Source organism: Thomasclavelia cocleata (assembly GCF_900102365.1).
Lineage (GTDB): Bacteria > Bacillota_I > Bacilli_A > Erysipelotrichales > Coprobacillaceae > Thomasclavelia > Thomasclavelia cocleata.
The window spans coordinates 7736-26603 of the sequence record NZ_FOIN01000017.1 but is presented as its reverse complement, the minus strand read 5'-3'; the positions used below and the strand labels follow the sequence as shown (position 1 = coordinate 26603).

Below are 18868 nucleotides of genomic sequence, written 5' to 3'. Positions count from 1 at the left end.
TTTATTGTATTTAAATAAAAAAATTTAAAGAGGTTTAAGAAAATGAAGAATAAAAAATATATAATTGGATCAGTGTTATTGTTTATTAGTGTGTTGATAATTATGTCAGTTATTTGGGGGAATAGAACATTTTCAGTAAAAACATTTAGTCAAATTGTTTTTCATTTAAAAGTTCCAATGGAAGGAACAGATAATGGAATATATTTAGATTGGTTCATTACAACAATCCCATTTAGCATATTAATTACTGGAATAATGACATTAATAATTTTTAATTTGCATTGTTGTTTTAAAAAAAGAAAAGAACAAATTTTTTCATTTATGAGAAACAACTATATTAAAATAGGAATATTAGCAGTAGTTGGATCATTAATATTTACAATTAACAACTATAATCTTATAAAGTATATGTTTAACATATTTGAAGAAACAGATATATATGAAAAATATTATGTAGATCCTAAAGAAGTGAATATCAGTTTTAATAATGAAAAACGTAATTTGATTCATTTATATTTAGAATCAGTAGAAAATACTTATTCAAATCTTAAAATAGCAAATGAAAAAGCAACTAATTATATTCCAGAATTAACAACTTTAGCTAAAGAAAATATTAGTTTTTCTAATAATAATGATTTGGGAGGAAGCAAAACTGTTGATGGAACTCAGTGGACAATTGCTTCTCAGGTATCACAAAATATGGGAATTCCATTAACTTTGCCATTAACGAGTCCGGATTATGATGAAGATAGAGCTTTTTTACCAGGAGCGTATTCAATTGGTGAAATTTTAGAGAACAATGGATATGTAAATGAATTTATGTGTGGCTCGAAAGCAGATTTTGGTGGAACTTCAAATTTTTATAAGCAACATGGAAATTATATTATTCGTGATTATGATAGTTTTGTTGAAAGTGGTGAAATATCAAAGGATTATTTTGTGTTTTGGGGTATTGAAGATGCTAAATTATTTGAACTAGCAAAAAAAGATTTATCACTTCTAGCTGATGAAGGGAAACCGTTTAATATGGAGATTGCAACTATCGATACACATACACCTGATGGATATTTATGCGATTTATGTAAAGAAGATCATAAAAGCCAATATGCAAATGTTATTGAATGTCAGTCTAGGCAAGTAAATAATTTTATTGAGTGGTGTAAAAGTCAGCCATGGTATGAAAATACTACAATAGTAATTACTGGGGATCATAATAGTATGTCAGAGAAATTTTTTACTGAACTTGATAAAGATTATATTAGAACACCATATAATTGTATTATAAATAGTACTTTAAAACCAATAAATGATAAAAATAGGGAATTTAGTACAATGGATTTATATCCAACTATTTTGGCATCAATGGGAGCTAAAATTGATGGTGATAAACTGGGTTTAGGAACTAATTTATATTCTAATAAAGCAACTTTAATAGAAGAAATAGGTTTTGAAAAATTAAATGAAGAAGTTCAGAAATCTTCAAAGTTTTATAATCGAAAAATACTAAAATTAAAAAATTAATTGTTTTTTAGAGAAAGTTATTTTACTATTGCACTTATTATTTATAAATGTAAAGTATATATAATATTTTATTTGAGAGAATTATAGAATAGTAAGATTTGAATTATCTGATATTAGAGCGTTTTGAAACAATTAAAGGTAGTGAAATAATGTAAGTAGCTTTTATACTTTTATTAGCTATTCTTGCAGTATTAACTTCTATTTTAACAAAAATTAAGATTGATGGATTAAATTCTAGTCTAATGATAGTACTAGGAACAGTTGCTTTATTGAAAATGACACTGTTACAGTATCAATAAAATCTGTACTTTTTTGTAAATGGTTTCTTTGTTGTAAATAGTGTAGGAGATTTAAGACTTTTTGTTGTTAATTATTCAACTGTAAAGTTATCGGGCGAAAATGTAAAAAATGATTGGTGGAATTTTATTTTGTCATTCTTTATAATTTAACTGTCAATTGATAGGAGGAATGAAGATGAATTTAGGTAATAGTTTATTTCATGCAAGGAAAAAATGTGGTTTATCACAAGAAGAAGTGGCTGAAAAACTTGGAGTAAGTAGGCAGACTATTTCTAAATGGGAAACCAATGAAACAATCCCAGATATTTATCAATCGAAGAAAATGGCAAGACTCTACAATATTTCGTTGGACAGTTTAATCGAATTTGATGTTGAATTAGATGAAATACAAGAAATTATTGAAAAAACAGATGAAAATATTGAAGAAAAGATTAATTGGACATCTGCATGGGGGAAAAAATTTCCAATTTTAGTTCAATATCAGCAGAAAGTGAACACTCTAAACTATGCACGTAGGATAAACATAATGATTGATGAACTAAAACAAGAATATCAGTATAGTGAGCAGGATGCTATGCTGGTATTAAAAGACATTCTATATCAGACTTGGAAAAAACGAAAAAATTTAAAATAGTGAAATATATAACCAATGATTTGTAAAGATTAAGTATCATAAATCATTGGTTATATTATTTTAATGAATAAAAATATTGTCTGCAAAGAGAATATTTTGTTAAAAGGAAATTAAGGATTGGACGGATAAGAAAAATGAATAAAGTAATATGTAGACACATATAACTTGATTGTTATGATGTAAGAATTTCCTGAATAAAAAAGCCAAGAGAAATTTTTCTCCTGACTTTTTATTCTTCTTGTATGATTTTGTTTATATGTGAAAGATTAAAAAATTAATCTTTTAATGATTTACCCTCATCTTTATGAACATCTAAGCAGTAATCAGTTAATTCTTCAATAGAAATATTTAATTTTTTCAAAACTTTTTCAGATGCTTTTTGTGCTTTATCATCTACTTGTGCATCACTTTTTTCATTTGCATAAATATAACCAATTATCATATCATCATAATTTTGTGAATCTTCAGGTAATTGAATAAAAGCAATTGAGCTAATATCATCTTTTTCTACATATGCTATGAATTGACTTTTATCTTTACCGCTTTTAGATTCACTAATAGTTATAGTTGTATAGTCATCTTTGTTGTATTTAACTGTATAACCAGCATCTTTTAATAATTTAGTGATTTCAGCAGTATTTTTTTTGCTACTGCAGCCAATAAATGTAAAACATAATAATAAAACTAATAATAACTTGCTAAACTTTTTCATATATTTACCATCCTTTGTATTTGTTCCAAAATACATTATATCTTAATAGTTGAAAAAAGTAAAATAACTAATGAAATTGTAAAATTTATTAGTTAAATATATAACAGATTTTATAATTATTTTAATTAGTGTTATTATTATTTATGGGTATTTAGAAAAGAGGATGAAGTAATGGATACGGATTTAATTTTTCAAGTTTTAGCTATTGTATCAGAGATCCCTCATGGGAAAGTAGCTAGTTATAAACAAATTGCAATATTAATTGGTCGACCACAAAATGCTCGCTTAGTAGGTAAAATATTAAGTTATGCTTCAATGTATGGAGATTATCCATGTCATCGTGTTGTTAATAGTGCTGGTCGACTAGTACCAGGCTGGTTTGAGCAACGAGATTTATTATTGGAAGAAGGAGTAATTTTTAAAGATAATGGAAATGTAGATTTAAAAAGGTGTAAGTGGCATATAATGGAGTAAAGAAAAAGTGATATCTTTATAGATATCACATAGGTTTAGTAATTTTTATTTATGAATATCTTCAACATATTTAATAAATTCATCAAGACTTAGATCAACTTTTTCTAAAATTGTTTCAGCAGTTTTAACAACATCCTTATTAATTTTAACTACTTCTTTGTCTTTTTCATCAATATTGTCAGATACATAAATAAAACCAATAGTTAAATCGTCATAATTTTTAGAATCAGTAGGTGATGAAAGATATGCTATTGAATGTAGTTTGTTATCTTCAAAATAACTAATAAATTGGTTAGTCATCCCCTTATCATCTTTAATAAAAGAAAGTGTATCAACCCCATCTTCTTTAACCGCTTTTGTTTCATAACCAATTTCTTTAAAAGCCTTAGTTATTTCAGCAGAGTCTTTTGTATCTTTACTTTCTCCACATCCTACAATACTAAAACATAATATTAATGCAAATAATAATTTCCCTAATTTTTTCATAAATAAAATCCTTTCCTTAATATATTCTATCAAAATAAAAAAGAAACTACTATAAATATTATAAAAAAATAATTTTGGTGTATTAGTTTTATATTCCTTATCAATTATATAAAAAAGCCTATATTATATCTAATATGGGTATCAAACAAGATCTTTAATTATAATACTTGTTTTAAAATTAATGTAAAAAAAAATATCTACGAAATAGCTACAAATTTTTAAATATTTATTGTATAATGGGACAAATGAGGTGATTCCATGTATACAGTTTCGGTCGAAAAAGATGCTATTGAACAAGTTGCTAAATTAGTTAGCGATAGTCGAGTTGTAGCTTTTCCAACTGAGACTGTTTTTGGTTTGGGAGTTAAATTTGGCTCTTACCAGGCTTTAGAAGCATTATATGATTTAAAGCATCGTGATAGGGGAAAAGCAATTTCTATGATGATTAGTAAGGCAGAAGATATTGAAAAGTATGCTTATGTAAGTGAAATTTCTAAAAAAATTATTACCGCTTTTATGCCAGGGATGATCACTATCATTTTAAAAAAACGCCCAGAGATTGATGATTATTTTACAGCATCATTAAATACGATTGGAATCAGAATTCCTGATGATCCATTTGTTTTGTCATTATTAGATATGACAGGGCCAATGTTGGTAACTAGTGCTAATCTTTCTGGGGAAGATAGTCTTGTTGATGACAAAGCTGTAATGAAAGTATTTAATGGAAAAATTCCTTTGATAGTTAAAGGTGAAAGTGTCAGCAAAAGGGCAAGTACGATTGTTGATTTAAGTAAGGGTAAAGTGGAAATATTAAGAATAGGTGATATTTCTAAAGAACAAATAGCGGAGGTAATTAAATGAAAATTGCAATTGCATGTGATCATGGTGGTTTAAGATTAAAAGAAGTTTTAAAAAACTATCTAGAAACTAATGGTTATATGGTAGAAGATTTTGGAACATACAGTGAGGATAGTTGTGATTATCCTGATTATGCTGGAAAAGCAGCTAAAGCAGTAGCTAGTGGGATGTGTGACAGGGGGATTGTCGTATGTGGAACTGGTATTGGTGTAAGTATTACTGCAAATAAGGTAAAAGGTATTCGTTGTGCTTTGTGCCATGATGTATTTAGTGCCAAAGCAACTCGGGCTCATAATGATACTAATATGATTGCCATGGGACAACGAGTAATTGGCGAGGGTTTAGCTATAGAAATTTTATCTGCCTGGTTGGAAGGCGAATATGAAGGTGGTCGTCATGATCAGAGAATTGCAAAAATGATGGCTTATGAAAGGGATGAATAAGATGAAAGACATTGCAGTGTTTGAAAGTGTTGAAAGAGAACTAAATCGTCAAAGAAATAATATAGAGCTAATTGCATCTGAGAACTTTGTTTCACCAGAAATATTAGAATTAGCAGGAACAGTATTAACAAATAAATATGCAGAAGGTTATCCAGGAAAAAGATATTATGGTGGATGTAAATTTGTAGATGAAGTCGAAACACTAGCTAAAGAAAGACTTTGTGAAATTTATGGTGCTGAATATGCCAATGTTCAACCTCATAGTGGAGCACAAGCAAATACAGCTGTATATTTGGCTTTGTTGAATCATGGTGACAAAGTATTAGGAATGTCGTTGGCTGATGGGGGACATTTAACTCATGGACACCCATTAAATTATTCAGGAATTAATTATGACTTTTATAGTTATGGAGTAAGTAAAGAAACTGAAACAATCGATTATGAAGATTTTAAGAAAAAATGTCAGGAAATCAAACCAAAATTAGTGGTTGCTGGAGCAAGTGCTTATTCAAGAACAATTGATTTTGAATTTATGGCTAAATGTGCTCATGAAGTTGGTGCTATATTTATGGTTGATATGGCACATATTGCAGGATTAGTAGCAGCAGGATTGCATCCTTCACCTTTTCCACATGCAGATGTAGTAACAACTACAACTCATAAAACCTTACGAGGACCTCGTGGAGGAGTAATTATGTGTAAAGAGAAGTATGCTGCTGATATTGATAGAGCTGTTTTTCCAGGGATGCAGGGTGGACCTTTAATGCATATAATTGCAGCTAAAGCAGCTTGTTTTTATGAAGCAATGCAGCCGGAATTTAAAGAATATGCTATGCAAGTAATAAAAAATGCTAAAACATTAGAAAATGTTTTAAAAGAAGAAGGATTTAGATTAGTAGCAGATGGGACTGATAATCACTTGATTTTAATTGATGTTAAAGCAAGTTGTGGTATTTCTGGTAAAAAAGCGGAACGTTTATTAGATGAAATTAATATTACTGCAAATAAAAACGCTATCCCATTCGACAGCGAAAAACCATTTAAAGCTAGTGGTATTAGGGTTGGAACCCCTGCAATGACTACTAAAGGGTTTATGGAAGAAGATTTTAGAGAAGTTGGTAAGATTATTGCTTATCGTTTAAAAAATGAAGAAACTGATGAAATCAAAGAAGAATGCTTGAAAAGAGTTAAAGCATTAACTGATAAAATAGAAATGTATCATGATATAAAATACATTTAAGGAGTGAAAAATAAATGGCAACGACCATACTTAATCATGCATTAATTGATCATAAATTAACAATTATGCGTGAAAAAGATACTAAAACAATTGTATTTAAAGATAATCTAGATGAAATTGCAATGTTAATGGCTTATGAAGTAACAAAAGAGTTACCTCTAGTAGATAAAGAAATTGTGACACCAATTTGTCCAATGATTGGAAAAGAATTAAAAAAGCAAATAATTTTAGTACCAATTTTAAGAGCAGGAATTGGTTTAGTAGATGGTTTTAGAAGAATTATCCCAACTGCTAAAATTGGTCATATTGGAATGGCACGAAATGAAGATACTTTAATACCAGAAGAATATTATGCTAAATTTCCTAGTGGTTTAGAAGATTCGATTGTAATTATTGTTGATCCAATGCTTGCTACTGGTGGTAGTGCGAGTGCTGCTATTACTAATATTAAAGCTCGTGGGGCAAAAGATATTCGTTTGGTTTGTTTAGTTGGAGCACCAGAAGGTGTGAAGATGATTGAAGAAGATCATCCTGATGTTGAACTTATTTTAGCAACACTTGATGAAAAACTTAATGAGCATGGATATATTGTTCCAGGTCTTGGAGATGCTGGAGATCGGTTATTTGGTACAGATTAATATTTAAGACACATTATTAACATATTATTTATAAGTCAACTTACTATTTGCTTAAAAAATAAATTATTATGATGTAAAGTGATTTTTGTGAGTGGTTATAATAAGTTTACATAATCAAGAGACTATAGTAGAATACAAGAGGTATTATGGATAAAGAAAAAAAGAAATTATTAAAGGATTTATTCTTTTGCTTACAATTAGGGTTTCAAGTAATTGGAATATTTTTGTTTGCTGTAATTGTTGGATTATGGCTAGATAAGCAGTTCAATACCCAACCAGTGATTCTACTAATTTTATTATTTTTAGCCTTTGGCTACGTTATTAAAATACTTTTAGGAGCAGGTAAAGAATGAACGAAAAAGACGTTTTAAAACAATCCGTAAAAGTATTTATTGGCGGATTAATTATTTTTAGTATTTTGGGATTTGTCCTAAAACAGGTTAGTTATCCATTAGGATTTATCTTAGGATATGCAGTTAGTGTTTTATCATTTTACATTATTATAGTAATGAGTGACATGATTCTAAAAATGGGTCAGACAATTCGTTTTGTTGTAATAATGTTTGTAGCAAAAATGTTGTTATATATTGCAGGGTTTATGTTAGCAATTAAATTTGATAATACTTTTAGTTTAATTAGTGTTTTCTTTGGTTATTTTGTAACGAAGATTACAATTAATATTTTAGGATATATAAAACGCTAAATATTTTAAGGAGGTGAAATGAGTGGCAATTCAAGTAGAATTAATTTATTCACTAATCATTATGGTTTGTTTAGGAATCTTCTTTGTTTATGCTGGTAAAAAGGTAGCGTTAGCTGATCCAACCGTCAAGCCAAAAGGAATTGTATTAGTTGTTGAAACTGGTGTTAAAGCAATTGATGATTATATGAAAACAATTATGCCAAAAAAGTTTGCTAAAAATTATTATCCATACTTTGCCATGGTGTTTTGTTATATATTGATCAGTAACTTATCAAGTTTAATTGGTTTTGAAGCACCAACATCTAATTACTCTATTACTTTTGCAATGACATTTATTACGTTTGTATTGATTCAATATAATGCATTGAAGAAAAAAGGATTTTTTAAATATGTGTGGGATACAGTATGGCCCCCAACTAATATTTTAAGTGTGCTATCACCATTAATTTCAATTTCAATGCGTTTATTTGGAAATATTTTAAGTGGTTCAATTTTAATGACCTTGATTTACCAGTTTACAGCATGGATTTCATTTCATGTAATCAACTTTAACTTTTTAGGTCCAATCATTGCCCCTGTATTCCATTGTTATTTTGATATTTTTGCAGGGTGTATCCAAACATTAGTTTTCGTAACCTTATCATCGATCTTGATCATGATGGAAAACGAAGATGATGAATAAGCTCTAATCTAGTGATACTAGTTAGATATAAATTACAAAAAATATATAGAAATATTGGAGGAAATTTAAATTATGACAGATGTAGGTTTAATTGCAATCGGTGCAGGTATTGCAGTATGTGCTGGTTTAGGAACAGGTATCGGAGAAGGGATTTGTGCTAGTAAAGCAGTAGAAGCTTTAGGTAGAAATCCTGAAATGGAAGGTAAAATTAGAACATTAATGATTTTAGGAATCGCATTAACTGAAACTGCAGCTATCTATGGTTTATTAATTTCATTAATATTATTATTCGTATATTAATACAAACTGAGGAGGAATAAATATGCCAGATATAGCATCGAAATTATTCCCTAATGTAACTACAATTATTATTCAATTACTTTCAACAGGGGTTTTACTTTTTGTCTTTAAAAAGTATTTATGGGTTCCTGTACAAAACTATTTTGCAAAACGAGCAGAATTTATTGAAGGAACTGTAAACGAAGCTAAAGATATGAATGAAAAAGCTAGAAAACTGATGGAAGAAAGTGAAGAACAAGCACGCCAAGCTGCAGTTCAATATCGTGAAATTGTTAATTTAGCTAAAGAAGATGCTTTAAAAACTAAAGCGACAATCCAAGAACAAGCTAATCAGGAATATAAAGCTAAACTTGATCAAGCACGTCGTGAGATTGAAGCTGAAAAGGTGCAAGCAAAAGCAGCAATGAAACAAGAAATTGTTGAAGTTGCGATTGATGTAGCTAGTAAAGTTATGAACAAAGAAATGGATACAAAAACAAACAAAGCTTTAGTTGAAGACTTTGTTGAAGAAGTGGTTAACTAATGAATGCAATAGCCATAAGATATGCTGAGTCACTATTTGATTTAGCGAAAGAGATGAATCAAATTGAGGCATATTCTAAAGATATTGATTTAATTAGAAATGTTTTTGAAAGTGATCCAAGTTTTGTTCCGTTCTTTAGTCATGTTTTAATAGAAGATGAAGCTAAATGTGCATTGCTTGATAAAAGTTTTAAAGGACAAGTTAATGATTATGTTGTTAATTTTTTAAAGCTTTTAGTTAGAAAAAGAAGAATGCGTTACGTTATGGAAATTATTGAAGCATTTAAAGCGTTAACTAATGAGCATTTTGGAATCTTAGAAGGTATTTTATATGCTAACTATGATATTAGTGCAAAAGAAGTTAAGGTAGTAGAAAAGGCTTTGAGTAAAAAAGAAAATAAAACGATTCATTTAAGAGTAGTTAAGGATTCATCATTAATTGGTGGAATTAAAGTCGAAATAAATAATCGTGTTTTTGATGGCTCTATCAAAAACAAAGTTGCATTATTGAAAAAAGAACTATTAAGAAAGTAGGTGAAAATAGTGGGGCTTAGACCAGATGAAATTAGTGCTCTAATTAAAGAACAAATTAAGCACTTTGATGATATAATCGAACTTAAAGATGTCGGAACAGTCATGACTGTTGGAGATGGTGTTAGTTTAATTCATGGTTTAGATAATGCCATGCTAGGTGAATTACTTGCCTTCCCTAATGATGTTTATGGGATGGTAATGAACTTAGACGAAGATTGTGTTGGAGCCGTACTACTTGGATCTGAAAGTACGATTAAAGAAGGAGACGAAGTTAAACGTACTGGAAAGATTATGGAAATACCAGTTGGAGATGAGATGTTAGGTCGAGTTGTAAATCCTTTAGGACAAGCAATTGATGGTAATGGAGAAATCATTACAGCACATACTCGCCCAATTGAAAGAGTTGCTAGTGGGGTTATGACAAGAAAGTCAGTTGATCAGCCGCTACAAACTGGAATTACTTCGATTGATGCAATCATTCCAATCGGTCGTGGGCAACGTGAGTTGATTATTGGAGACCGCCAAACAGGGAAGACTGCAATTGCAATTGATACTATTTTAAATCAAAAGGATCAAGATATTTATTGTGTTTATGTAGCAATTGGACAAAAGAATTCAACTGTTGCTCAAATTGTTGAAAAGTTACGTAAAGGTGGTGCGATGGAATATACAACTGTTGTATCAGCATCTGCTAGTGAACTTGCACCAGTGCAATATATTGCACCATATGCAGGATGTGCAATTGCTGAAGAATGGTTAGACCAAGGTAAAGATGTTTTAATTGTTTATGATGATTTATCTAAACATGCCGTAGCCTATCGTACTGTATCATTATTATTAAAAAGACCACCAGGACGTGAAGCATATCCTGGAGATGTTTTCTATTTACATTCAAGATTATTAGAAAGAGCTTGTCGTTTAAACGAAGAAAATGGTGGAGGATCAATTACCGCTTTACCAATTATTGAAACTCAAGCTGGAGATATCTCTGCATATATTCCAACTAACGTAATTTCAATTACAGATGGGCAAATTTTCTTACAACAAGAATTATTTAATGCAGGATTTAGACCAGCAATAGATACTGGGCTTTCAGTAAGCCGAGTTGGTTCAGCTGCCCAAATTAAAGCGATGAAACAAGTTTCAGGTTCATTAAAACTTGAATTAGCACAATATGCAGAAATGCAGGCATTTGCCCAATTTGGTTCTGATTTAGATGCAGCAACTAAAGCTACTTTAGATCATGGGGCTAAAGTGCGTGAAGTCTTAAAGCAGGCACAATATTCGCCTCGTACTGTATCTACACAAGTAATCACATTGTTTGCTTTAAAATATGGATTTACTAAAACTTTAGAAGTAGAGCAAGTAGCTGCTTTTATGGATCAATTAGTTGAACATATCAATATGACTCAAAGGGATATTATTGATGAAATCAATGAACAAAAAGCTATCTCTGCTGATTTAGAAAAACGCATGAAAGATGTTATGAGTGCTTTTGTAACACAATTTGAAAAGACTCAAACAAAGGGGTAGTTTACTATGCCTGGAGGAATGCAAGAAATTAAGCGTAGAATTAAATCAGTTGAATCGACTAAAAAAATTACTAAAGCAATGGAATTAGTCGCAACTTCTAAGCTTCGTAAAACAAGAAATCAGTTAGAACAATCAAAACCTTATTATACTAATGTTGCTCAAATGGTAGCAGAAATCTTAGCTAACTGTAAGGGTAATAATGATAGTGTTTATTTAGTTGAAAATAAAGAGATTGAAAAAGAAGTGTTTATTGTTATTGCTTCAAGTCTAGGACTTTGTGGTGGATATAATGCTAATATTTTTAAAGAAATTAAGGGTGTTATTAAACCAGGTGATTATGTTTATAGTATTGGTTCAAAAGCAACTAGCTATTTATTAAAGAATCATCAAGGGGTAACAGATCATAAATTTGATGATTTAAATACAACTTTTGATTTTAAAGATGTAACTAAGTTAGTTGTAGAATTAACAAATATGTATCGTCAAAAAGAAATTAGTAAAATTAAGATTGTTTATACTGAATTTGTTAATAACTTAACATTTAGACCAAGAATTGTTACGTTATTACCAGTTGATCCAAGTGATTTTGATCATATCGAAATCTCAAAAAAATCAACATTATTTGAACCAAGTCCAGAGGAAGTATTAGATAGTTTAATTCCAATGTATCTTCAAGCAGTAATTTATGGTTATATTATTGAATCGGCTACAAGTGAAAATGCTGCTAGAAGAACATCAATGGAAAATGCTAATGATAATGCCGATGAACTTACAGAACAATTATTATTAAAATACAATCAAGCTCGTCAAACTGCAATTACTAATGAAATTAGTGAAATTGTGGCTGGAGCTAATGCACAATAAGGAGGTGCCGTATGTCACAAAATATTGGTAAAATAATTAGTGCCAAAGGGCCAGTAATTGATATCCAATTTGATGGTGATAAAAACTTACCAGCATTAAATACGGCGATTGAAATTCAAAATGGTGATGAACTTCTAGTGGTTGAAGTTGCTCAACACATCGGGGATGATGTTGTTCGTTGTGTTGCAATGGGACCAACTGATGGGGTAAAAAGAGGAATGGATGCTCTTAATACTGGAAATCCAATTTCTGTACCTGTTGGCAATGACACATTAGGAAGAATGTTCAACGTTTTAGGACAACCAATCGATGGTAAAGAAGCATTAGGTGATAATGCTAAGAAAATGCCAATTCACCGTTCTGCACCAACATATGCTGAACAAAGAACAGAAACTGAAATCCTTGAAACTGGGATTAAAGTGGTTGATTTGATCTGTCCATTTATTAAGGGTGGTAAGATTGGATTATTTGGTGGTGCTGGAGTAGGTAAAACAGTATTAATTCAAGAATTTATTAATAATATCGCTACTGAACATGGTGGTTTATCAGTATTTGCTGGAGTTGGTGAACGTAGCCGTGAAGGAAATGATTTATATTATGAAATGAAAGAAAGTGGGGTTTTATCTAAAACAACACTAGTGTTTGGACAAATGAATGAACCCCCAGGAGCTCGTTTAAGAGTAGCTCTTACTGGTCTTACAATGGCAGAAGAGTTCCGTGATGAACAAGGGCAGGATGTTTTATTATTTATTGATAATATTTTCCGTTTTACTCAAGCTGGTTCTGAAGTATCAGCATTACTTGGTCGGGTGCCATCACAAGCTGGGTATCAGCCGACTTTAGCAACTGAAATGGGAGCTTTACAAGAGCGTATTACATCAACTAAAAAGGGATCTATTACTTCAGTTCAAGCTGTATATGTACCAGCTGATGATTTAACTGATCCTGCTCCAGCAACAACTTTTGCCCATCTTGATGCTAAGGTAGTATTAGATCGTTCAATTGCGGCGCTAGGAATATATCCTGCCGTAGATCCGTTAAATTCTTCATCAAGAGCGTTAGATCCATTAGTTGTAGGAACTGAACATTATGAGGTAGCTCATGGGGTACAACAGATTTTGCAACGTTTCCAGGAATTACAAGATATTATTGCTATTTTAGGAATGGATGAGTTAGGTGAAGAAGATAAATTAACAGTAGCTCGGGCTCGTCGTGTTCGTAACTACTTATCACAACCATTTACAGTTGCTAGTCAGTTTACTGGTATGGATGGTAAATATGTCCGTGTTGCTGATACTATTAAAGGATTCAAAGAAATTCTAGAAGGTAAGCATGATGATTTACCAGAACAAGCATTCCACAATGTAGGTACAATTGAAGAAGCAATTGAAAAAGCGAAGACATTAGCAAATGACTAAATTTAAGCTTAAGATAGTAACACCAGGTGGTATCTACCAGGAAGTGGAAGTTGATCAATTAAATCTTCGTACTACAGCAGGACAAGTGGGAATTTTAGCTCATCATATGCCTCTTGCAAGTGGAGTTGAAATATCACAGATGAGTTATATCATTGATAAACAGCGTTATGAATTTGCTGTTGGTGGTGGATTTATATATGTCAATGATGATGAAACAAAAGTGATTGCTAATTCAATTGAATCTAAAGAAGAGATTGATTTAAATCGTGCTAAAGAAGCTAAACGTAGAGCTGAACAGAGAATTAAAGAAGTAACTGAACAAACAGATTTATTAAGAGCAGAAATTGCTCTTAAAAAAGCGATTACTAGAATAAATGTTAAGGGATTATAAAAAATCTAGCTCATATTTGAGTTGGATTTTTTATTTATATAACATAATAAATTGTTTTATAAAATAAAAAGAGCAAAAAAATCACTAAATAATATAAAGACCTAAAAATAGTAAACTCTATATAATTATATATGAAACCGCTAACAATTAAAGAAGGAGGGCAGTCGAATGAAAGATTAGTGGCTAAAAAACTATATTAGGAGGGAAATTATGCTAAAGAGAAAGGATTTGAAAAGAGTTTTTTCATCAGCGTTGGTTATTTCACTGCTCTTTCAATATATTCCAGAGGGTGTATATGCAAAAAATGGTGTTGAAGTAAATCAAGACAGCGAGAAAATTAGTATTGAAAATGAATATATTTCTAGAGAGTTTTCAATTCATGATGATATTTTACAAACAACCAGTTTAGTAAATAAAAGAATAGGGGAAACATTAATTCCACAAACAGGTTCAGAAGACTTTTTAATTAATACAATTGTGCCTGTAGAAGATACAGATGTAAATCCTGTTAGGGAAATTGATCGTAGTACATGGAAAGGTCATGTAACAGGACAGGGAAGCAGCAAGGAAATAGATGCTAAGAATTTATTTGATGGAGATGATAAAACTGAAACAGAATATTATGATACATCAACTAATTTTCCTTATGTTTTAACAGTTGATTTAGGAAAAGAAGAAACATTTAAATCTTTTTCTTTTCAAAAAAGAGTTGGAAACAGCAATCCTGCCTGGGGAATAAATGGAACCATTGGTGAATACGAGTTACAGGTTAGTACAGATGGAAGCAACTGGTTAGATGCAGGTAGTGGAGAGTTTACAAGAGAAGATTATAATTTACATGTGGTTAATGGAGTATATAATGTAGCAGATCTAGTATATGCAAATTTTGATCAAGAATATACAGCACAGTATGTTAGATTAATAACAAAATCTTGTTCATTAAGCAGTCTAGCAACTTTCTGTGGAGCTGAATTTAGATTATATGAGGATGCGTATGTTAAAGCGCCTGAACAGCAGACAGAAATTAAAACAAGTGATTTAAAAATAGAAAATATTAAAGTAGATGATATTGATGCTGGTAAAAAATTAGTTTTTGAATTTGAACCATATGAGTTCAATGACATAAATTGGGATATTAACTATATCGTAGTTATGGAAAATGAAGATCATTTTATGAGAAGCTATTTAGAAACTAAAGTTGATCAGGAAGAAGAAGCTAAAATAGATTATATTGATCTTGATCATTTTGAGTTATCTGAAGATACTAAAGGAGTATGGTCAAGGCCAGATGATTTCAAAGTAAATGCAGGAGCATATAGTTTTCAAGAGACTGAAATGCTGCTTGGGCAGCCAATATATGCTCAAGGAATGTTTTTTGGATCAGAATTCCCAGCTACTGATACAAAAGTAGATAACAATCAAATGCAAATACGTTATTATTCTGGAAAAACGTTAAAACAATTGAGAGAAGAAAATAAATTAACAACTGATGGTAAGATGGTTACCTGGCCTAATGTTGTAGGGGCAGCTCAGGGAACAGAAATGGATGTTGTCCAAACAGACTTCTTTTCATACATTGATAGTATTGCAACTAAAACTGATTTTAGAAAACAATATAATTCATGGTATGATAATCGAATGGCTATTACTGATGAAAGTATTGAAAAATCTTTCTTTGGTTCAGAAAAAGGATTGGCACAAAATGGTATAGAACCATTAGATTCTTATGTAGTAGATGATGGATGGAATAACTATAATGATCCTACTTATACAGGAATAGATGAAGGACGTTCAGGTTTATCTTATAACCAAACTGGATTCTGGGAATTTAATGATAAATTTCCAAATGAATTTTATACTGCTAAACAAATGGCTGCTAATTTTGATTCAAGTTTTGGAGTTTGGTTAGGGCCACAGGGAGGATATGAATTACAAGGAACATTCTCACAATATATTGAAAGTTCTGATACTGGATATGTACATCCTACTGCTGCATTAGGGAAAGTAATTTGTACAGGTTCAAAAAAATATATTCAAAACTTGACAACTTTATTTACTGACTATCAAGAACGTTTTGATATTGATTATTGGAAACTAGATGGTTTTGCTTCTCGTCCATGTGTTCAAGAAGATCATGATCATATGGTTGGTGGTTATAACAATATGTATTTTACTAGTGATTTATGGGAAAGCTGGACTGATACCTTTGAAGCAATGAGGGCTCAAAGAGTAAAAGAAGGTAAAGGGTTATTTATAAATGCAACTTGTTATGTTAATCCAAGTCCATGGATGCTTCAATGGGTAAATACTGTATGGATGCAAAATGCAGGAGATAATGAATTTGATTCTACAAATGGTGGAACTTCTGCACAAAGAATGATTAGTGGACGTGATAATATTTACTTTACTAATGTAAGAACTGCACAATTACAGTTCCCATTAAAAAATATTTATAATCATGATCCAATTTATGGGGTATCAGCTAATGTTACTATGACAACAGATGAGTTCCGTCAATATTTAATGTCAAACGCAGTACGTGGAACAGCTTTTTGGGAATTGTACTTCTCACCAAGTATTATGGATGAGCAAAAATGGCAAGTAACAGCTGATGTATTAGAGTTTACACAAAATAATTATCATATTTTAAAAAATGCAAAATTATTTGGTAATGCTCCAAAACAAAAGTCTGTATATGGATATTCATCATGGAATAATGATGAGGGAATAGTATCTTTTAGAAATCCAACTAATACAACTAAGACATATACTTTGACTTTAAATAATTTAGTTGGGGTACCAACAAATATGGAAAATTTAAGACAAACTCAAATTTTACCATATACATCAGAAATTAGTAATCAAACAGTAAGTTATGGTGATGAGGTCACTGTTACATTAGAACCTTATCAAACAATTATTTATCAATATGGTTTAAAGGATACAGAAGTACCAGCAATAGAGTATGTAAAGAATATTGATGAAAATACAATTAGAATTAAATTTAATAAAAGAATTGAAGATGCAAATAAATTCACTGTTAATGGTAAAAAAGCAGATGAAGCAAATATTTTAGCTGATTATCACACAATTGAGATTAAAACTAGTGAAGAATTAATAAAAGATAGTAATATTGATTTGGAAATTGATAATTTAAAAGGATTAAATGGAGTAGGTATAAGTAAGACTGTTTCTTTTAAAGCTTACCAAGATTATATTATTTCAAAAGTAGAAAATAATGATGATCTAGTTGATGGAGCTAAAGTAGAAACTCAAACATTTAATCGAAATGAACAACAGTTATTAAAATTAGATAATAGCTATAAATTAAATACAAGCAATGTATTTGATTCAAATACTAAAGATTACAGTATTTCAATGCTTATTCAAACATCTGATAAAAATAGTAATATTTTAAAACAAGATAATGGTTACACATTAAGCATTGATAAAGAAGGTTATGTAGTTTATCAAGATGCAACAACAACATTGTCTTCTAAACAAAATATTACTACAGTAGTAGAAAAAGCAAATGGTAGATTCGGTACAGAAAGTTATGTTCCTACATCTACTGTAACTGAAGAAACTGGAAAAGTTAATGATGGAAATTTACATTATATTACTGTTACTAGAGAACTAAATGGAATGGTAAAAATGTATATAGATGGTGAACTTGCAACAACTTCTTATCAACAAAATGAACAAATACAATTCAATTATGGTGAAGTATTATTAGGGGATAGTAATTTCAATGCTAATGTTGGAGATATTCAAGTTCTTAATCGAGCACTTGGTTATGATGAAATTAAACAACAATATAATCAATATCAATTAGCTGATGGTGATATTAAACTTGATAAGACAGCCTGGCAGGCAACTGCGGATTCAGTTGAAACTGGTGGACCATCTAATGAAGGTCCAGCTCAATATGCAATAGATGATAATCCTTCAACTTTCTGGCATACTCAATATTTAGGTGGTAAACCAGAGTGTCCACACTGGTTAAAAATAGATTTAAATGACAGTGTGAAATTTGATAAATTAGAATATATAAGTCGTAATGGTAATGGAAGTATTAGAGATTATACTATTGAGATAAGTGATGATAGTGAAAACTGGCATGAAATTAATAGCGGTACAATGAAAAAAGATGGTACAACTATGATTGAATTTGAAAATACTATAACTGCCCGTTATTTAAGAATAAATATTAACAGTTCTTATGGAACAAGTGCAGCAAATGAAAATATATTTGGTGCAATAGCTGAAATAAGTTTATATAAGAACAAAGAAGCATTAACTGATTATAGTAATTTATCTATAGAGTTGCAAAAAGCAAAAGAATTAAATGAAAATGAATATACAAGTGCCAGCTATAAAGAATTATTAAAAGCAATGAATGAAGCAAAGGATGTCTTGTATAATGTAAATGCAACACAAGAAGAAGTAGATAATGCTATAACAGTATTACAAGAAGCTAAAGAAGCTTTAGTAAAAGCAGAAGAAACAGCAGTAAGTAAAACAGCATTACAAATTGCAGTTGAAATGGCAGGTAATGTAACAGAAGAACAATTAGATAAAGTAGTACCAGCAGTAGTAACTGAATTCAATGC

At 30.4% G+C, this 18868-nt stretch carries 20 protein-coding genes; 18 read left to right on the top strand and 2 right to left on the bottom strand.

The window, feature by feature from the left end; all coding sequences use genetic code 11:
* The first annotated feature begins 42 nt into the window (after positions 1-42).
* Entirely contained in the window at positions 43-1521 is a 1479-nt protein-coding gene (locus BMW96_RS07575) for an LTA synthase family protein (RefSeq protein WP_092354109.1), read from the top strand.
* Between the two features lie 474 nt (positions 1522-1995).
* Entirely contained in the window at positions 1996-2454 is a 459-nt protein-coding gene (locus tag BMW96_RS07570; protein WP_092354107.1) for a helix-turn-helix transcriptional regulator, read from the top strand.
* A 274-nt stretch (positions 2455-2728) separates the two neighbouring features.
* Here BMW96_RS07570 and BMW96_RS07565 read toward each other — a convergent pair whose 3' ends face one another.
* A complete protein-coding gene (locus BMW96_RS07565; RefSeq protein WP_092354105.1) occupies positions 2729-3166 on the bottom strand; it encodes a hypothetical protein in 438 nt (145 codons plus the stop codon).
* A 171-nt stretch (positions 3167-3337) separates the two neighbouring features.
* Here BMW96_RS07565 and BMW96_RS07560 point away from each other — a divergent pair, with 171 nt between their 5' ends.
* Positions 3338-3640 (top strand): MGMT family protein, encoded by a 303-nt coding sequence (locus BMW96_RS07560; RefSeq protein WP_092354103.1) that lies wholly within the window; start codon positions 3338-3340, stop codon positions 3638-3640.
* 45 nt (positions 3641-3685) lie between these two features.
* Here the strand turns inward: BMW96_RS07560 and BMW96_RS07555 are convergent, their stop codons facing one another.
* Positions 3686-4126, bottom strand: coding sequence for a hypothetical protein (locus BMW96_RS07555; protein ID WP_092354101.1), 441 nt, complete (start codon positions 4124-4126; stop codon positions 3686-3688).
* Positions 4127-4384: 258 nt separating this feature from the next.
* On the opposite strand from BMW96_RS07555, the gene BMW96_RS07550 reads away from it, so the two are divergent.
* The 15 genes from BMW96_RS07550 to BMW96_RS07480 form a co-directional block, all read left to right on the top strand.
* A complete protein-coding gene (locus BMW96_RS07550) occupies positions 4385-4990 on the top strand; it encodes an L-threonylcarbamoyladenylate synthase (protein ID WP_092354099.1) in 606 nt (201 codons plus the stop codon).
* The gene (gene rpiB, locus BMW96_RS07545; RefSeq protein ID WP_092354097.1) at positions 4987-5430 is read left to right on the top strand and encodes a ribose 5-phosphate isomerase B; all 444 of its coding nucleotides are present in this window, start codon (positions 4987-4989) and stop codon (positions 5428-5430) included. The genes BMW96_RS07550 and rpiB overlap by 4 nt, the downstream gene beginning before the upstream one ends.
* A 1-nt stretch (position 5431) precedes the next feature.
* Entirely contained in the window at positions 5432-6670 is a 1239-nt protein-coding gene (locus BMW96_RS07540) for a serine hydroxymethyltransferase (protein ID WP_092354095.1), read from the top strand.
* A 14-nt stretch (positions 6671-6684) separates the two neighbouring features.
* Positions 6685-7308, top strand: coding sequence for a uracil phosphoribosyltransferase (gene upp / locus BMW96_RS07535; RefSeq protein ID WP_092354093.1), 624 nt, complete (start codon positions 6685-6687; stop codon positions 7306-7308).
* 146 nt (positions 7309-7454) lie between these two features.
* The gene (locus BMW96_RS07530) at positions 7455-7661 is read left to right on the top strand and encodes an AtpZ/AtpI family protein (RefSeq protein WP_092354091.1); all 207 of its coding nucleotides are present in this window, start codon (positions 7455-7457) and stop codon (positions 7659-7661) included.
* Positions 7658-8011, top strand: a complete 354-nt coding sequence (locus BMW96_RS07525; protein ID WP_092354089.1) for an ATP synthase subunit I — start codon at positions 7658-7660, stop codon at positions 8009-8011. The genes BMW96_RS07530 and BMW96_RS07525 overlap by 4 nt, the downstream gene beginning before the upstream one ends.
* 22 nt (positions 8012-8033) lie before the next feature.
* On the top strand, positions 8034-8693 hold the full coding sequence (locus BMW96_RS07520; RefSeq protein ID WP_092354087.1) for a F0F1 ATP synthase subunit A: 660 nt from the start codon (positions 8034-8036) through the stop codon (positions 8691-8693).
* A 72-nt stretch (positions 8694-8765) separates the two neighbouring features.
* Positions 8766-8993 carry an ATP synthase F0 subunit C gene (atpE, locus tag BMW96_RS07515; protein ID WP_003535296.1) on the top strand — a complete coding sequence of 76 codons (228 nt, stop codon included), beginning with the start codon at positions 8766-8768 and terminating at the stop codon, positions 8991-8993.
* A gap of 22 nt (positions 8994-9015) precedes the next feature.
* Positions 9016-9516 (top strand): F0F1 ATP synthase subunit B, encoded by a 501-nt coding sequence (gene atpF / locus BMW96_RS07510; RefSeq protein WP_092354085.1) that lies wholly within the window; start codon positions 9016-9018, stop codon positions 9514-9516.
* A complete protein-coding gene (locus BMW96_RS07505; RefSeq protein WP_092354083.1) occupies positions 9516-10049 on the top strand; it encodes a F0F1 ATP synthase subunit delta in 534 nt (177 codons plus the stop codon). The genes atpF and BMW96_RS07505 overlap by 1 nt, the downstream gene beginning before the upstream one ends.
* A 9-nt stretch (positions 10050-10058) precedes the next feature.
* Positions 10059-11582, top strand: coding sequence for a F0F1 ATP synthase subunit alpha (atpA, locus tag BMW96_RS07500; RefSeq protein WP_092354081.1), 1524 nt, complete (start codon positions 10059-10061; stop codon positions 11580-11582).
* Positions 11583-11588: 6 nt separating this feature from the next.
* Positions 11589-12446 (top strand): ATP synthase F1 subunit gamma, encoded by an 858-nt coding sequence (gene atpG, locus BMW96_RS07495; protein ID WP_092354079.1) that lies wholly within the window; start codon positions 11589-11591, stop codon positions 12444-12446.
* Positions 12447-12457: 11 nt separating this feature from the next.
* Positions 12458-13864: a F0F1 ATP synthase subunit beta gene (gene atpD / locus BMW96_RS07490; RefSeq protein ID WP_092354077.1), complete on the top strand. Its 1407-nt coding sequence runs from the start codon at positions 12458-12460 to the stop codon at positions 13862-13864.
* Positions 13857-14255, top strand: a complete 399-nt coding sequence (gene atpC / locus BMW96_RS07485; RefSeq protein WP_092354075.1) for an ATP synthase F1 subunit epsilon — start codon at positions 13857-13859, stop codon at positions 14253-14255. The genes atpD and atpC overlap by 8 nt, the downstream gene beginning before the upstream one ends.
* 210 nt (positions 14256-14465) lie before the next feature.
* A partial coding sequence (locus tag BMW96_RS07480; RefSeq protein WP_092354073.1) for a discoidin domain-containing protein occupies positions 14466-18868 on the top strand: 4403 nt, incomplete at its 3' end.

Bases quoted from the DNA above. Each gene is read 5' to 3' on its own strand.
- BMW96_RS07575 (WP_092354109.1), top strand. From the start codon at position 43: ATGAAGAATAAAAAATATATAATTGGATCAGTGTTATTGTTTATTAGT.
- BMW96_RS07570 (WP_092354107.1), top strand. From the start codon at position 1,996: ATGAATTTAGGTAATAGTTTATTTCATGCAAGGAAAAAATGTGGTTTA.
- BMW96_RS07565 (WP_092354105.1), bottom strand. From the start codon at position 3,166: ATGAAAAAGTTTAGCAAGTTATTATTAGTTTTATTATTATGTTTTACA.
- BMW96_RS07560 (WP_092354103.1), top strand. From the start codon at position 3,338: ATGGATACGGATTTAATTTTTCAAGTTTTAGCTATTGTATCAGAGATC.
- BMW96_RS07555 (WP_092354101.1), bottom strand. From the start codon at position 4,126: ATGAAAAAATTAGGGAAATTATTATTTGCATTAATATTATGTTTTAGT.
- BMW96_RS07550 (WP_092354099.1), top strand. From the start codon at position 4,385: ATGTATACAGTTTCGGTCGAAAAAGATGCTATTGAACAAGTTGCTAAA.
- rpiB (WP_092354097.1), top strand. From the start codon at position 4,987: ATGAAAATTGCAATTGCATGTGATCATGGTGGTTTAAGATTAAAAGAA.
- BMW96_RS07540 (WP_092354095.1), top strand. From the start codon at position 5,432: ATGAAAGACATTGCAGTGTTTGAAAGTGTTGAAAGAGAACTAAATCGT.
- upp (WP_092354093.1), top strand. From the start codon at position 6,685: ATGGCAACGACCATACTTAATCATGCATTAATTGATCATAAATTAACA.
- BMW96_RS07530 (WP_092354091.1), top strand. From the start codon at position 7,455: ATGGATAAAGAAAAAAAGAAATTATTAAAGGATTTATTCTTTTGCTTA.
- BMW96_RS07525 (WP_092354089.1), top strand. From the start codon at position 7,658: ATGAACGAAAAAGACGTTTTAAAACAATCCGTAAAAGTATTTATTGGC.
- atpE (WP_003535296.1), top strand. From the start codon at position 8,766: ATGACAGATGTAGGTTTAATTGCAATCGGTGCAGGTATTGCAGTATGT.
- atpF (WP_092354085.1), top strand. From the start codon at position 9,016: ATGCCAGATATAGCATCGAAATTATTCCCTAATGTAACTACAATTATT.
- BMW96_RS07505 (WP_092354083.1), top strand. From the start codon at position 9,516: ATGAATGCAATAGCCATAAGATATGCTGAGTCACTATTTGATTTAGCG.
- atpG (WP_092354079.1), top strand. From the start codon at position 11,589: ATGCCTGGAGGAATGCAAGAAATTAAGCGTAGAATTAAATCAGTTGAA.
- atpD (WP_092354077.1), top strand. From the start codon at position 12,458: ATGTCACAAAATATTGGTAAAATAATTAGTGCCAAAGGGCCAGTAATT.
- atpC (WP_092354075.1), top strand. From the start codon at position 13,857: ATGACTAAATTTAAGCTTAAGATAGTAACACCAGGTGGTATCTACCAG.